10 protein-coding genes and 2 pseudogenes are annotated in these 13,808 nt (G+C 53.6%); 7 read left to right on the forward strand and 5 right to left on the reverse strand.

Translation table 11 applies throughout. From position 1 onward, the window contains the following. The first annotated feature begins 73 nt into the window (after nt 1-73). Nucleotides 74-661, forward strand: a complete 588-nt coding sequence (locus tag O3W44_RS13370; protein ID WP_269293443.1) for a LysE family translocator — start codon at nt 74-76, stop codon at nt 659-661. On the opposite strand, the gene O3W44_RS13375 is transcribed toward O3W44_RS13370, so the two are convergent. The 3 genes from O3W44_RS13375 to O3W44_RS13385 form a co-directional block, all read right to left on the reverse strand. Beyond that, nucleotides 658-3,042 (reverse strand): phosphoketolase family protein, encoded by a 2,385-nt coding sequence (locus tag O3W44_RS13375; RefSeq protein ID WP_269293444.1) that lies wholly within the window; start codon nt 3,040-3,042, stop codon nt 658-660. The genes O3W44_RS13370 and O3W44_RS13375 overlap by 4 nt on opposite strands. Before the next feature lie 135 nt (nt 3,043-3,177). Then, the gene (gene mqo / locus O3W44_RS13380; protein ID WP_269293445.1) at nt 3,178-4,791 is read right to left on the reverse strand and encodes a malate dehydrogenase (quinone); all 1,614 of its coding nucleotides are present in this window, start codon (nt 4,789-4,791) and stop codon (nt 3,178-3,180) included. Nucleotides 4,792-5,338: 547 nt separating this feature from the next. After that, entirely contained in the window at nt 5,339-5,581 is a 243-nt protein-coding gene (locus tag O3W44_RS13385) for a DUF1158 domain-containing protein (protein WP_269293446.1), read from the reverse strand. A 315-nt stretch (nt 5,582-5,896) separates the two neighbouring features. Here O3W44_RS13385 and mntP point away from each other — a divergent pair. The 5 genes and pseudogenes from mntP to O3W44_RS24685 all read left to right on the forward strand — a co-directional run bounded on the left by mntP (nt 5,897) and on the right by O3W44_RS24685 (nt 10,182). Then, nucleotides 5,897-6,468, forward strand: a pseudogene (gene mntP / locus O3W44_RS13390) (manganese efflux pump MntP). A gap of 116 nt (nt 6,469-6,584) precedes the next feature. After that, nucleotides 6,585-6,662, forward strand: a complete 78-nt coding sequence (gene azuC, locus O3W44_RS24990) for a stress response protein AzuC (RefSeq protein WP_442954668.1) — start codon at nt 6,585-6,587, stop codon at nt 6,660-6,662. Nucleotides 6,663-6,846: 184 nt separating this feature from the next. After that, nucleotides 6,847-7,683: a fumarylacetoacetate hydrolase family protein gene (locus tag O3W44_RS13395; protein ID WP_269293447.1), complete on the forward strand. Its 837-nt coding sequence runs from the start codon at nt 6,847-6,849 to the stop codon at nt 7,681-7,683. Nucleotides 7,684-7,879: 196 nt separating this feature from the next. Next, nucleotides 7,880-8,800, forward strand: coding sequence for an alpha/beta fold hydrolase (locus tag O3W44_RS13400; RefSeq protein WP_269293448.1), 921 nt, complete (start codon nt 7,880-7,882; stop codon nt 8,798-8,800). Beyond that, nucleotides 8,793-10,182: pseudogene (locus O3W44_RS24685) on the forward strand (hypothetical protein). Before O3W44_RS13400 ends, O3W44_RS24685 begins: the two are co-directional and overlap by 8 nt. 21 nt (nt 10,183-10,203) lie before the next feature. Here O3W44_RS24685 and O3W44_RS13415 read toward each other — a convergent pair. Together O3W44_RS13415 and O3W44_RS13420 are read right to left on the reverse strand one after the other, a co-directional pair. Then, nucleotides 10,204-11,553, reverse strand: a complete 1,350-nt coding sequence (locus O3W44_RS13415; RefSeq protein WP_269293451.1) for an MFS transporter — start codon at nt 11,551-11,553, stop codon at nt 10,204-10,206. Between the two features lie 171 nt (nt 11,554-11,724). Then, nucleotides 11,725-12,627: a GntR family transcriptional regulator gene (locus O3W44_RS13420; RefSeq protein ID WP_269293452.1), complete on the reverse strand. Its 903-nt coding sequence runs from the start codon at nt 12,625-12,627 to the stop codon at nt 11,725-11,727. 136 nt (nt 12,628-12,763) lie between these two features. On the opposite strand from O3W44_RS13420, the gene O3W44_RS13425 reads away from it, so the two are divergent. Beyond that, the gene (locus O3W44_RS13425; protein WP_269293454.1) at nt 12,764-13,792 is read left to right on the forward strand and encodes a zinc-binding alcohol dehydrogenase family protein; all 1,029 of its coding nucleotides are present in this window, start codon (nt 12,764-12,766) and stop codon (nt 13,790-13,792) included. The last annotated feature ends 16 nt before the right edge of the window (nt 13,793-13,808 follow it).

The raw sequence follows: 13,808 nt of genomic DNA on the forward strand, positions 1-13,808 counted from the left end.
TAATTTTGTGTCTCTGTTACCATTATTTTTATCGCCGTAGCATGAAGCTCTGTTCATCAACCGGTAAGTCATTATGCTCGATCCCTCTTTTTTCAGTTACGTCACCGTGATGTCTATTACGCCCGGTCCGAATAACCTGCTGCTTGCCACCTCTGGTGTGAATTTTGGTATGCGCCGCACTCTACCGATGGTGTTCGGCATTTTGTTCGGTTGTGCGGTGCAAACGGTGATTGCGGGCGTGGCGCTGGAAATATTGCTGCACTGGATGGCGGCGATCCGACTGCCGCTGACGCTGGCGGGTTGTGGCTATTTGCTTTGGCTATCGTGGAAAATTTTTCGTGCCGGTGCGCCAGAAGTACGCACAAAACCACAGCCGATGACACTGTTAGGCGGTGCCTGTTTCCAGGCCATCAACCCCAAAGCCTGGCTCATGGCGAGCAATGTTGCCTTGCTTTATAGCGGCAGCAGCGGCGTACTCACAGTAATGGCTGGTTTTATGTTGCTTAATCTGCCCTGTATTCTGGTCTGGGCGGCGCTCGGCGATCGCCTGCGCAGCCACTTACAGGTTGCCTGGAAACGCCAGCTATTCAACAGCCTGATGGCGCTGTCGCTGGTGGCAACGACAGCGTGGATGTTGATGGATGCCCTTCAGGCAGCTTAATCAGGCGCGCCCGGCGCTGCCTGTGATGGCCAAAGCCAGTCGCGTACTTCCGGCACATCTTCGCCATATTCACGCACGTAGCGGTGATGTTCGGCGATGCGCTCCTGCAAATCATCCAGCAGTTCCGGGTGTTGGTCAGCCAGCCCCGCCACGCGCAGAATTGCCTGCTGCGCCAGATGATAGCGATCAAGCTCGTTCAGCACGGTCATATCAAACGGCGTGGTGGTGGTGCCTTCTTCATTAAAGCCCCGCACGTGGAAGTTGCGATGATTGTTGCGCTGGTAGGTCAGGCGATGAATCAGGGTGGGATAGCCGTGGAAGGCAAAAATCACTGGCTTGTCTTCCGTAAACAGCGCATCAAATTCCTCATGGGATTTGCCGTGTGGATGCTGATCCTGCGTTTGCAGCGCCATTAAATCCACCACGTTCACCACGCGAATGCGCAGATCGGGCAGATAGTTGCGCAGCAGATCGACAGCCGCCAGCGTTTCCATCGTCGGTACATCACCGGCGCACGCCATCACCACATCGGGCGATTCGCCTTCTGGTGTCGTGCCTGCCCAGCGCCATTCCCCCATACCCGCTTCACAGTGTGCAATGGCGCTTTCCATATCCAGCCACTGCGGCGAAGGCTGTTTGCCCGCCACAATAACATTGATGCGATCCCCGGTACGCAGGCAGTGATCGCCCACCCACAGCAGCGTATTGGCATCAGGCGGTAAATAGATGCGAACAATATCCGCTTTCTTATTGGCAACGTGATCGATAAAGCCGGGATCCTGATGGCTGTAGCCATTGTGATCCTGACGCCAGACATGCGACGAAAGAAGATAGTTAAGGGATGAAATTGGTTTGCGCCAGCCCAGCTTGCGCGTCACTTTCAGCCATTTCGCATGCTGATTAAACATCGAATCGACGATATGAATAAAGGCTTCGTAACAGTTAAACAAGCCGTGTCGGCCGGTTAACAGATAACCTTCCAGCCAGCCCTGACACTGGTGCTCGCTAAGAATTTCCATCACCCGACCGTCGCGCGCCAGCTGCTCATCGTAAGGTTTGACCGCTTCAAGCCAGGTTTTCCCGGTTACGTCAAACACCGGCGTTAAGCGGTTCGACGCAGTTTCATCCGGGCCAAACAGACGGAAGTTATCCTTATTGCGCTGAAAAATGGCGCTCAGGTAGCGACCAAGTTGTTCCGTGGCCTGCGCCTGTTGCGAGCCGGGGTGCTGCGTATCAAAAGCGAACTCGCGGATATCGGGCACATTCAGCTCCCGACGCAATATGCCACCGTTAGCAAACGGCGATGCACCCATGCGCTTGTCGCCCTGGGGTATCAGCGCGCGCAGTTCTGCTTTTAGCTGCCCCTGCTCATCGAACAGATCGTCAGGCTGATAGCTGCGCATCCACTCTTCAAGAATTTTGCGATGCTCGTCATTCTCGCGACAGGCTGATACCGGCACCTGATGCGCTCGCCAGAAATCTTCGACTTTTTTTCCGTCCACCGTTTGCGGGCCGGTCCAGCCTTTGGGGCTGCGCAGAATAATCATCGGCCAGCGCGGCACCGCATCACTGGGCTGACCGCTGCGTGCTGCCTGCTGAAAAGCCGCAATTTTCTCAAAAGCGTTATCCAGTGCTTCAGCCATCTGCACGTGCATCTTCTCTGGCTCGTGTCCCGCAACAAACAGCGGCTCATAGCCGTAACCGCTGAACAATTGCTGCAGGTCATCATCGCTGGCGCGTCCGAGAAGAGTGGGATTAGCAATTTTGTAGCCGTTGAGATGAAGAATCGGCAACACAGCGCCGTCGCGCTCAGGATTGAGAAATTTAATGCCGTGCCAGCTTGATGCCAGCGGTCCGGTTTCAGCTTCACCGTCACCGATTACGCAAGGCACCACCAGATCGGGATTATCGAAGGCTGCGCCAAACGCATGTGACAGTGAGTAGCCCAGCTCGCCGCCTTCGTTGATTGAACCCGGCGTTTCGGGTGCTGCATGGCTGGGAATGCCGCCAGGAAACGAAAATTGTTTAAACAGCCGCTGCATGCCTTCTGCATCCTGGCTGATGTGCGGATAGATCTCACTGTAACTGCCTTCCAGCCAGGTGTTCGCTACCATTCCCGGTCCGCCGTGGCCAGGCCCACAAATATAGATAAGATTGAGATCGCGCTGGCGAATGATGCGGTTCAGGTGCGCATAGATAAAGTTCAGTCCAGGCGTGGTGCCCCAGTGCCCGAGCAGGCGCGGCTTGATGTGTTCCGGTTTTAGCGGCTCACGTAACAGCGGATTTGCCATCAGATAAATTTGTCCGACTGACAAATAATTGGCGGCGCGCCAGTAGCGATCCAGCAGGGTGAGTTCATCAGCGGCGGTCGGTTGAGACATGCAATTTCCTCCTGATTTAGCGGGCAGATGATCTGCAGCACATCACTAACCCTAATAGAGAATCGGCAAGTCGACCAGGCGGGCAGAAAATAATAAGGCCTCGCAATGCGAGGCCTTAACAGAAGGATCAGTAGGTTACTTTCCCACGACATGGGCGGTTTCGCGGCCCTCGTCGTTCGCTGCCACTGGCGTAACCGGCGCATAATCAAGCTGCAATATGCGGCTGGTTTCTGCCAGCACTTTTTCCGTCAGCGCAACGTCACCGTTGAGCCTGCGGCCCCAGGAAGGAATAACGGCACGGATTTTATTTTGCCATTCCGGCGATGCCATCTGCTCAGGATAGACCTTACGCAGCAGCTCCAGCATGATGGGTGCCGCAGTAGAGGCGCCAGGCGATGCACCCAATAGCGCCGAGATCGATCCATCTTCAGATGCCACCACTTCTGTGCCGAGGCGCAACACGGCACCCTCTTTCTCATCATTTTTGATGATCTGCACGCGCTGGCCTGCTGTTACCAAACGCCAGTCTTCCTGCTTCGCCTGCGGCACGTAGGCACGCAACGCATCCATTCGGTCACGATCGCTCTGTAAAACCTGATCCATCAGGTATTTCACCAGGTCAAAACTCTTCAGACCCACCTGCATCATGGGCAGCAGATTAGTGGTGTTCAGTGAAGCGAACATATCCAGCAGTGAACCCTGCTTAAGGAATTTGGTAGAGAAGGTCGCAAACGGGCCAAATAGCAGCACCTGTTTACCATCCAGCACGCGCGTATCAACGTGCGGCACCGACATCGGCGGCGCGCCCACGCTGGCTTTGCCATAAACCTTCGCCATGTGCTGCTGCACCACGTCCGGATTTTCAGTCACCAGGAACGAGCCGCCGACCGGGAAGCCTGCATAGCCGTTCGCTTCCGGGATACCCGCCTTTTGCAGCAGCGGCAGGGCGGCACCACCGGCACCAATAAACACCGTTTTCGCCGTCAGCGTCCGGCGCGTACCGCTTGCCAGACAGGTGAGGGTTACCTGCCAGCGGCCATCTTTCAGGCGAGTGATGTCACGCACCTCCTGACGCAGGCGCAGGCGGAAATGGGGTTTTTTCGCCAGCGAGGCGATCAACTGACGGGTGATTTCCCCAAAATTGACGTCAGTTCCCATCTCGGTCCAGGTCGCGGCCACTTTCTGGCTGCGATCGCGGCCTTTCATCACCAGCGGGATCCACTCTGCAATCTGCCCGGCATCTTCTGAGTAGTCCATACCGCGGAACAGCGTGCTTTTTTGCAACGCCTGGAAACGCTTGCGCAGGAACGAGACGTTATCGTCACCCCAGACAAAGCTCATGTGTGGCGTGGTGTGAATAAAGCTTTTCGGGTTCTGCAAATTGCCTTTTTGTACGTGGTAAGCGTAAAACTGGCGTGAAATCTGAAAGGATTCATTGATCGCCACCGCTTTAGAGATGTCGATGCTGCCGTCAGCCTTTTGCGGCGTATAGTTCAGCTCGGCCAGCGCGGCGTGGCCGGTGCCTGCATTATTCCACCCGTTAGACGACTCTTCAGCCACGCTGTCCAGACGTTCAACCATTTCGATCGACCAGTCTGGCTCTAAATCCTGTAGCCAGGCACCTAACGTTGCACTCATGACGCCCGCGCCAATCAGCAAGACATCAACATCTTTACGCTCCTGCGCCGGGGTAGTGTCCTTTCCAGTGGCACTCATCGCGAGCGCAAGGTTTACAGCAGATTTGCACATGAGGCGACATCTCCTCTTCTGTTGACCTGAAGCTCAACAGGTTTGCAGGCGAAATAGACACGCTTCTTTCGGCGCGTTGCGCTATCTCTCAAAGGTTAAGACTCAGGTATAGGTTAAAGCGGTAATAACGGTTAACTGCACGTTATGCTTTGTCTTGCGAATATAACATTCTCGCATCTGAATTAAACATTTGTTTATTTTTTAAATGCAGAAATGATTCAGCATAAGAATTAATCATCATAGCAGACAAGGTATAAGTGATTTTTTATTGTTAACTCAGTAAGTTAGTGACGGGAAATGTTACAGGAATGATTTGACCAAATTTGCCTGAAAATGCACGTTAAAATCGGTCTGTCTGTTTAAGTGATTGATTTTAAGGTGTTAAAATAGAGTTGAGAAATTGTAGATTTTTTTGGTTACGTGATGTAAATCACGCTACTGTAAAGGTAATGTTACAAATTTGTGATGTTTGGATAGGCTGCGCAAGTGCGCAGCCATCATGCTTTGTTATCGCTGGACGCGAGTGATGTCGCGTTTCATCGCAAGCTTAAACGCTGAACCAGCGACGCCAGATAAAGCGAATGACAAAGAATTCCACTGCGCCTAACAGTAAAAACCACACGCAAAAAACCACGGTATAGAGCTGGCTGAGATCCTGAAAATGGAATATCTCCATGAGATGCTGGGCCAGGTTGATACCGAACGCGGGCGCGGGCAGGAGCAGGGCAGAAAGAAAGCCAAGCAGCAAAATGCCGCCAGGGATAATGAGCGTTTCAAATGGGTTATTCATGACAGGCGTTTCCTCAATTTCAGCCCGGCATTTTCCGGTAATCTGCCATGTGGTTCAATGCCAGGCGGTAAAAGAGGATAAAACGGCGTTTGATGAAGCAGGAGCGGCTGGAGAAAACGCTTTAACACCATTAACTTAGCGCAAAAGCCTGGCGCAAAGGAAAAGTTATAGCCTTTGCTATACTTAAAGCCATGATTTTACTGTCTTTTTATATGCAGGGATGCGTGCTAGACTGCGCGCACTTTTTCATTACTGAACAAAATGTGTGGTGAAATCAGCGTGAACGCTGGCTTTTTTACCGCAACAGTAGAAATCATGACTTTTATCGCCACGCTCATTCTTGCTTTGGGTATGTCCATGGATGCTTTCGCCGCTGCACTCGGCAAAGGTGCGACGCTGCATCGTCCAGGTTTTAAAGAAGCATTGCGTACCGGTCTGATTTTTGGCTGCATTGAAGCTTTAACGCCACTCATTGGCTGGGCTATCGGCCTGGCTGCCAGCCGCTACATCATGGCGTGGGATCACTGGGTTGCCTTTATCCTGTTGGCCTTTCTCGGCGGACGTATGATGATGGAAGGTTTTCGTCAGACCTCAGCCGAACCCTGTGAAGCACCGCAACGACACGGTTTTATGGTACTGGCTACCACTGCCGTAGCGACCAGCCTTGATGCGCTGGCAGTAGGCGTCGGCCTGGCCTTTTACAGGTCAACATCATTGCCACCGCATTAACTATTGGCGCAGCCACAACCATAATGGCCACGACCGGCGTGCTGGTTGGGCGTTTCATTGGCCCGGTTCTTGGAAAATGGGCCGAGATCCTGGGCGGCTTAGTATTAATTGCCGTAGGCTCCACCATTCTGATACAGCACCTTGAGTTGTTCAACTGAGCACAGAGAAGTTAAAAGCCGCGTTTTGTGATCTACTTCAAAATTTATTGCCTGTAAAACGGCTGGAAGCTATACTTTTCGCGTATTTCTTCAACAAATTTTGAATCAGGTGAGACATGAAACGCTTTATGAAGTACGTGTTCCGCGCATACGTTGAGACTTTCAAACACGTACCGCCGGGTGCATTAAATTAAGCATCCCGCAAGAAACCCTCGATAATCGCGGTCAGGGATCGACCGGTGATTATCACTTTCTCTCCGCCCTGCCTGCCAGCAACATCCTTTTCAGCGCCTGAACCTACGATAAGCAGAACTGTGTACGATTTTCAGCTCATCTTTTGTTACCCTGCGCGCGAAATTCTATAATAACGAGGCCGTAATGCAGCTTTGCAGTTTTTATCTTCCTGACCAGGAAAGAAAAAGTTTTGGTATTGTGCGGGAAAATGGCGTGATCGATCTCGGTTTGCGCTTTGGTGCAGAGTCTCCTGACCTAAAAACTTTCCTCACCCGCTCGTCACTGGCGGATCTGAATGCGTTTCGTGCTATGCCCGTCGATTACGCCTTTTCAGCACTGCGCTTCCTGCCCGTCATTGAAAATCCCGGTAAAGTATTTTGTGTCGGCATGAACTATGCGGATAAGCGTAAAGAGTTTGCTGAAACCCTTGAAGCGCCAACGCTGTTTATCCGTTTTGCCGATTCACTGACAGGACACGAGCAGCCGCTTCTTAAGCCAGCTACCACGCAGGAGTTTGATTACGAAGGCGAGCTGGCCGTCATTATTGGTAAAGCGGCGCACCAGATAACAGCAGAAGATGCGTTAGATGTGGTGGCGGGTTACAGCTGCTTTATGGATGCCACGGTGCGTGACATGCAGTTTACCTGGTTTACCGCCGGGAAGAACTGGCCGCAGACCGGTGGGTTCGGTCCGTGGATGACCACGGCAGATGAGATTGCCGACCCACAGCAGCTGGCGATTAAAACCTTTCTTAACGATCGTGAAGTGCAAAACGATAACACCGGCAGCATGGTGCATTCGGTGGCAAAGATTATTGAATATATTTCGGCATTCAGTCCGCTGTCGCCTGGTGACGTTATTATCACTGGCTCGCCGGGTGGTGTCGGTAAGAAGCGCACACCGCCGCTGTTTATGTTTAGCGGCGACGTTGTTGAAGTCGAAATTGAAAAAATTGGCCGACTCAGGAATACCCTTTCCTGACACGTTGCGCCGTATCGGACAAAAAACCACGCAGGCGGTTGTGATTCAGCCGCCACCGTAGCGGTTAACCTCACCTTGAATCGTAAAGCATTTTTTGCTGCGCGCTGCTGCAATCTGTTATCCCCTTAATCTGATTACCCGCCTGCCGTTAAATCCCGTCCTACACTGAAATACACCGTCTGAACAGGAGCAACGGATGAGACGAACGATTCAGAGTAAGCGACGCAAGCAAGTGGCACTGGTGGCCGGCATTGGCCTTGGGGCGGCAGCTGTGGTGTGGGGCATGAAAAAGTGGCAACAGCTCAGGCAAACCCCACCGGTATCGCCACGCAGTCATCAGGCTGGCCTGGCCGGTTATTACCAGCAGATAGGCGACTGGCGCATTTTTACGCGCGTGACGCCGAACGAAACGCGCGGTTTACCGGTGGTATTGGTCCACGGTCTGGTGATGTCGGGCCGCTCAATGGAAGAGCTGGCACTGGCACTGAGTCGTGATTATCACGTTCTGGTCCCTGATTTGCCCGGCTTTGGGGCCAGCGCGTTACCGGCAAAAGCGCCGATACTTTCGGTTGATGAGCTGGCGGAAGCCCTGTGGCTGTGGCTGCAACACAACCATTTTCAGCGTGCCATCTGGATCGGTAACTCATTCGGCTGTCAGATTCTGGCGGCATTAGCAGTCAAATATCCTGAAGCGGTCGCTGGATTAGTGTTGCAAGGCCCGACCATTGACCGCCATGCACGCAGCCTGCCGCGTCAGATGTGGCGAGACTGGCGCAACGGACGGCTGGAAGCACATCGCTCACCAAAAAAACTGACGCAAATTGATTACGCGAAGGCGGGTTTGTGGCGTGCTTTTGGCACCATGCGCGCCATGATGCGCGACCGCATTGAGCGTCGCCTGATTTACGTCACTGCACCGACCTTACTGTTACGCGGTTCACGCGATCCGGTCTCTCCGGCGCGCTGGTTTGAGGAACTCGCCGCCTTGTTAGCCAACGGTGAAACCATTACCCTGCGCGGCGGCACCCATACGCTGCATTATGTTTATCCCTGGAGTTTTTGTCGCGCCATTCGCCCCTTCCTGGCGCGCATTCAGCAGGAGAATCATCATGAGTAAACCGCCAAAAGGTATTGCCCGCTTCGACTCTTCCGCTGCAATGCTGGTTGCACTGGCCCATGCGTTACACGATCGTCCCTTTGACAGTCCCAGCCAGTCGCCGACGCTGGATCGTCTGCTGCCTTCACTCAACAAGCTGCCAACGCGGCTACGCGAATGGGGCTATGCCATTGGCGGTATGGCGGAAGGCATCAACGAAAACCAGGCAGGCAATCTGGATATTGAAGGCATTGCGGAGTGGATGGTGAGTGAGTACCCGCAGCAATCCTATCCGGCGGCGTTTATTGGCTCCTCAAACGGGGCGATCACGCATCTGGCAGCCGCAATGGGTGTGCCGTGGCTACCGCAAACCTTTCTTTGTCCGGTGCGGGCACTGAATAACGATCCTGACGATGCGCAAGCCGGATTTGAGCAGGGCAAGCAGGTGGCGGCTGCTCTTTTGGCCGCCTGGCCTCAACTGGCGGTGCATCATATGCAGGATCCTAATCAGGACCGTCTGATGCTCGATCAGATGAGCTATTACCGGCTGAAATTACGTGGGTTGCCCTGGCGTTTAACGAGTTTTTGATGGGGAGCCTGCCGGAGAAAGCCACGCTGTTTATTACCCACTGCACACGTCAGTGGCCTGTCACCCGCACCAGCGACCGCTCTTTTTCCAGTTTGGGGCGTTAGGTGGCGCGACGGAAAAAGAGTATATGCAAGGTGGGCCGCGCGTGGCTAGCTATCTGGCGCATTATGGTATTGAACGTAAACGATGGGATCCGCCCGCCATTACCGACACGGTGCCGGAAGCGGAGTGGGGGCTGGATGAGTATCTGATCCCACCGCTGAAAAATCTGGCGACGTCGCAGGGGCTGAGGCTGATGGAGATCCGTTATGAAGATCCTGAGGCGCTTAGCTTTGTTGTTGCGGAAATTTATCGTGACTGGTATCTGGCGGCGGGCATTTTACCGACGCGCCTGACGGTAGACAGCTTTCTGTTAATGGATCCGTGGTGCACCATGCGCCAGCACGCCATTCCCTTCTGGCTGATATTTTGCACCTCACCGTCGGCGGCGACATTGCAACGATTCCTCGAAAAGCAGCCGCCGTTCCGTAATATTGACATGATGCTGTTTTCGCACGGCACCGACAGTATTGGTCTGGCAGCGATCTCGCGCTGGCAGGAGCTGTTGAACTTTGCCAAAGAAAAGGGGGATTTCGTGGGTGTGGATACCGAACGTTTTCCACGTGATTTCGCTACGCTGGCGCGATTTGATACAGCCTTACGCGAACGTGCGCCGCTGTTGCCGCCTCCGCCGCCACTCAACGTAGAAAAAGTAATTGCGGGTATTCAGCGTTACGGCGTGCGGTATGGTGTGACATTGACGGCGCTGAACTGAGGCAGCGCCGTCAGAGAGGGATCAATCGCCGTCGGTAATGGGTTTACGCACCAGCACCAGGTACGCCAGTGCGCCCACCAGCGTCACGCAGGCACAAATCATCAGCGCCAGGCTAAATGATTTGGTGGTATCGAGAACCCAACCGGTAATCACCGGCGCGAATGAGGCAAAAATGAAGCTGGCAAAGTTCTGTATACTGCCGACTGATGCTGTCATACGTGCCGTAACGTTAGCGTGGATCAGGCCCCAGCATGAAGTACCGGCGAAGTGGATACAGAACAGCGCCATACCGATCAGCGTTACTGCACTGGTGGTTTCCGTGGCGCGGGTCACAATCGCGGTGAAGGCGGCTGACAGCACCATGCCGCTGACGATGCATACTTTACGGGTTTTCACTGCATCAAAGCCGCGACGTACCAGCGAATCGACCACATAACCGTTTAACAACATGCCTGCTGCACCGAACAGGAAAGGAATCGCTGCCAGCAGACCGGTGCTTTTCAGATCCAGGTTATAGGTTGATTGCAGATAACCCGGCAGCCAGGCGATATACAACCATGCGGTGTAGTTGATGCCGCTGAAGCCAATCATCATGCCCCACATGGTGCGCTGTTTGAACAAACCGCGCCACGCTTTGAAGCTGATCGGTTCTTTACGAGAGGCCACGCTGCCTGCTTGCAGATAATGGATCTCTTCTGCGCTCAGTTTGCTGTTATCACGGTCGCGATAAATCATGTACCAGCCGATGGCGAGGAAAATACCCAGAATCCCGATGGTGACGAACATACCGCGCCAGCCCAGAACCAGCATCATTGCCGCAAGAATAGGCGGGGCAACTGACAGGCCGATCATCGAGGCGGCGTTGAACATCCCCATTGGCATGCCGCGATCTTTGATGTTGAACCAGTCGTTGATCACTTTTACGCCGCACGGGTTCATGGGGGCTTCGCCAATGCCGAGACCGATACGCACTAATACAAACTGGGTGAAATTGTGCACCGGGCCAGACGCTGCCTGAAACAGCGACCAGAAGAACATGCCAATGCCTAACATAATGCGTGGGCCTTTGCGGTCCAGCAGTGCGCCGCACGGTAGCTGCGCCAGTCCATATGCCAGCGAGAACGCCGACAGCAGTACGCCAATTTCTGTTGCGTTCAGCCCCATCTCTTCACGTATCGTCATGTTAGCCACAGAAAGCGAACTGCGATCGAGATAGTTGATGATGGCAGCGAACAGTAACAGCAGCATGGCTGTTATCTGAATTTTGCGGATGCGTGGCGAACGCACCACGTCACTGCGCATCGGGATGTAATCCTGACCCGCTGGCTCGTTGGGCGAGGTATCGCGGCCGGTAACCGATGTATTGCTCATTGCAACCTCCCGAAACTGGGTACTTATCGTTATGGTGAAAGTCAGTGTCGCGTGGCGGTAAAAAGGGCCGCCATGACGTTGCAGTCGAGACTAGAAGCAAAGATATGACGATGTTGCAAAGATGTATCTGATTCGTGCGGAAGCTAATGCTTTGTGGTTTTTAATCGGTTTTTAATTGTACTGCCTGATCGAACGCACCATCGACGTTTTGGCCGTGGCGAGATGGTTATGCAGCGCGCACAGTGCATCCACATCCTGTCGACCAATAAGAGCGGTAAGAATGGCCATATGTTCTTCCAGCGCCACGATATTACGCTGTTTTAAATCGCTCTCATCCCATTGATAATGCGAGTGAAAAATCACCGAGATAATCTCCAGTGACTGATTAAAAAACGGATTGTTTGCGGCGGATAAAATCAGCGAGTGCATCTGTTTATCCAGGGCGGCAAAGTGGCGATAATTGCTGGCAATGGTGTCGCGCATCGATCGATGACGATCCAGCAGATCGCGTGCCTGGATCCAGCGTTCATCATCGGCAGGCAAATTCAGGAAGCGGCTCAGAGCGTGGGTTTCCAGCATCTCGCGCAGCTCAAACAACTTCTCAGCATAATCTTTGGTGAATTTTTTCATTTTCCACTGGCCGCGTCTGACCGGCTCCAGCAGGTCATAGCGCATAAAACGCAGCAGAAATTCACGCACCACGACCGGGCTGACGTTAACCTGCTGCGCCAGTTGCAGCTCGCTAAAGGTATCGCCGGGAGTAAGCTGTCGCTGGTTAATCATATTGAAAAACGCCTGCTCAAACTGGCTGGCCTGCTGCTCAATTGGTGGCGTCAGCGCGCTGAACCCATCTTCTTCCGTCGGCTCGCGAATAATGACGTAGGTCTCGTTAACTTTTTCCAGCACGCCCCGCTGATGCAGATAATGCAGTGTATGGCGCACCGTGGTGCGGCTGATATTGAACATCTCCGCTAATGCCGCCTGTGGCGGTAACGGCGAACGAATGTGGCGCTGCGTGATGCTTTCAAGCATTTGGTTGATCACGTTGTGACGCAAATTCTGGCTTCGACTCATACCGCCTCCGGTTTTTTATTCATTAAAAACCATTCAAAGCCCAAAAAAATCGCCGCGCTTCACAATTTCAGCAGCTTAAATCCGCTGTTCTGCTGGGATTCGCCATAACTGCGTGCAAGACAACGGGAGAATCACCATGACGACAATGAAAACTTTGCTCCTTGCCGAACCACGAAAAATGATCTGGACCACGCGCGACACACCAACACCTGCTGCAGGTGAGGCGTTAATTAAAATTCTCACGGCGGGCATTTGTGGCACCGATATCCATGCATGGGCAGGCAATCAGCCTTTCTTCAGCTATCCACGAGTGCTGGGGCATGAACTCTGCGGCGAAGTCGTGACAACCGGCAGCGATGTCAGCGATTTCGAGCCGGGACAACGCGTGGCGCTGATCCCTTATCTCTCCTGTCAGCGTTGCGATGCCTGTCAGAGTGGCAAGACCAACTGCTGTGAGAAAATTTCAGTTATCGGCGTGCATCAGGATGGTGGGTTTTGCCAGTATCTCAGCGTGCCAGCCAGCAACCTGTTAGCGGTAGATGATGTTGCGCCTGAAGCAGCTGCGCTGATTGAGCCGTTCGCCATCAGTGCTCATGCGGTGCGGCGCGCTGGGATCGAGGCGGATGAACATGTGCTGGTGGTCGGTGCAGGGCCGATTGGTCTTGGCGTGGCAGCAATTGCGGCTGCGAATGGCGCAAAAGTCGTCGTCGCAGATACCAGTGCGTTTCGCCGCCAGCACGTTGGTGAAAAGTTAGGGCTGGCGGCCCTGAATCCAGCTGATGAGGGTTTTTATGACGCGCTACGTGAGCAGTTCAACGGCAGACTGGCGCTGAAAGTGATCGATGCCACCGGCAGTCCGGCAGCGATGAATAACGCGGTAAATTTGATGCGTCACGGCGGCACCATTGTTTACGTGGGCCTGCACAAAGGCGATTTGGTGATCCCGGACACCGAGTTTCATAAAAAAGAAACCACGCTGATGGGCAGCCGGAATGCGACGCGAGAAGACTTTGATCGCGTACGCGCCCTCATGGCCAGCGGCAGGCTTCGCGCCGATATCATGCTGAATCAGGAGTTTGCCTTTTCAGCGTTGGCGGAAACCTTTGAGCCGCAGGTCATCAATAATCGCGAACTTATCAAAGGCGTGATCTATTTTGACCGCTAAGGCTACACCGCGTGCT

The organism is Pantoea sp. LMR881 (assembly GCF_027157825.1).
Classification (GTDB): Bacteria; Pseudomonadota; Gammaproteobacteria; order Enterobacterales; family Enterobacteriaceae; genus Pantoea; species Pantoea haifensis.

Excerpts from the sequence above, each read along its gene's own strand:
- O3W44_RS13415 (WP_269293451.1), bottom strand. The coding sequence starts at position 11,553 with ATGAGCAATACATCGGTTACCGGCCGCGATACCTCGCCCAACGAGCCA.
- azuC (WP_442954668.1), top strand. The coding sequence starts at position 6,585 with ATGAAACGCTTTATGAAGTACGTGTTCCGCGCATACGTTGAGACTTTC.
- O3W44_RS13385 (WP_269293446.1), bottom strand. The coding sequence starts at position 5,581 with ATGAATAACCCATTTGAAACGCTCATTATCCCTGGCGGCATTTTGCTG.
- O3W44_RS13375 (WP_269293444.1), bottom strand. The coding sequence starts at position 3,042 with ATGTCTCAACCGACCGCCGCTGATGAACTCACCCTGCTGGATCGCTAC.
- O3W44_RS13420 (WP_269293452.1), bottom strand. The coding sequence starts at position 12,627 with ATGAGTCGAAGCCAGAATTTGCGTCACAACGTGATCAACCAAATGCTT.
- O3W44_RS13400 (WP_269293448.1), top strand. The coding sequence starts at position 7,880 with ATGAGACGAACGATTCAGAGTAAGCGACGCAAGCAAGTGGCACTGGTG.
- O3W44_RS13370 (WP_269293443.1), top strand. The coding sequence starts at position 74 with ATGCTCGATCCCTCTTTTTTCAGTTACGTCACCGTGATGTCTATTACG.
- mqo (WP_269293445.1), bottom strand. The coding sequence starts at position 4,791 with ATGTGCAAATCTGCTGTAAACCTTGCGCTCGCGATGAGTGCCACTGGA.
- O3W44_RS13425 (WP_269293454.1), top strand. The coding sequence starts at position 12,764 with ATGACGACAATGAAAACTTTGCTCCTTGCCGAACCACGAAAAATGATC.
- O3W44_RS13395 (WP_269293447.1), top strand. The coding sequence starts at position 6,847 with ATGCAGCTTTGCAGTTTTTATCTTCCTGACCAGGAAAGAAAAAGTTTT.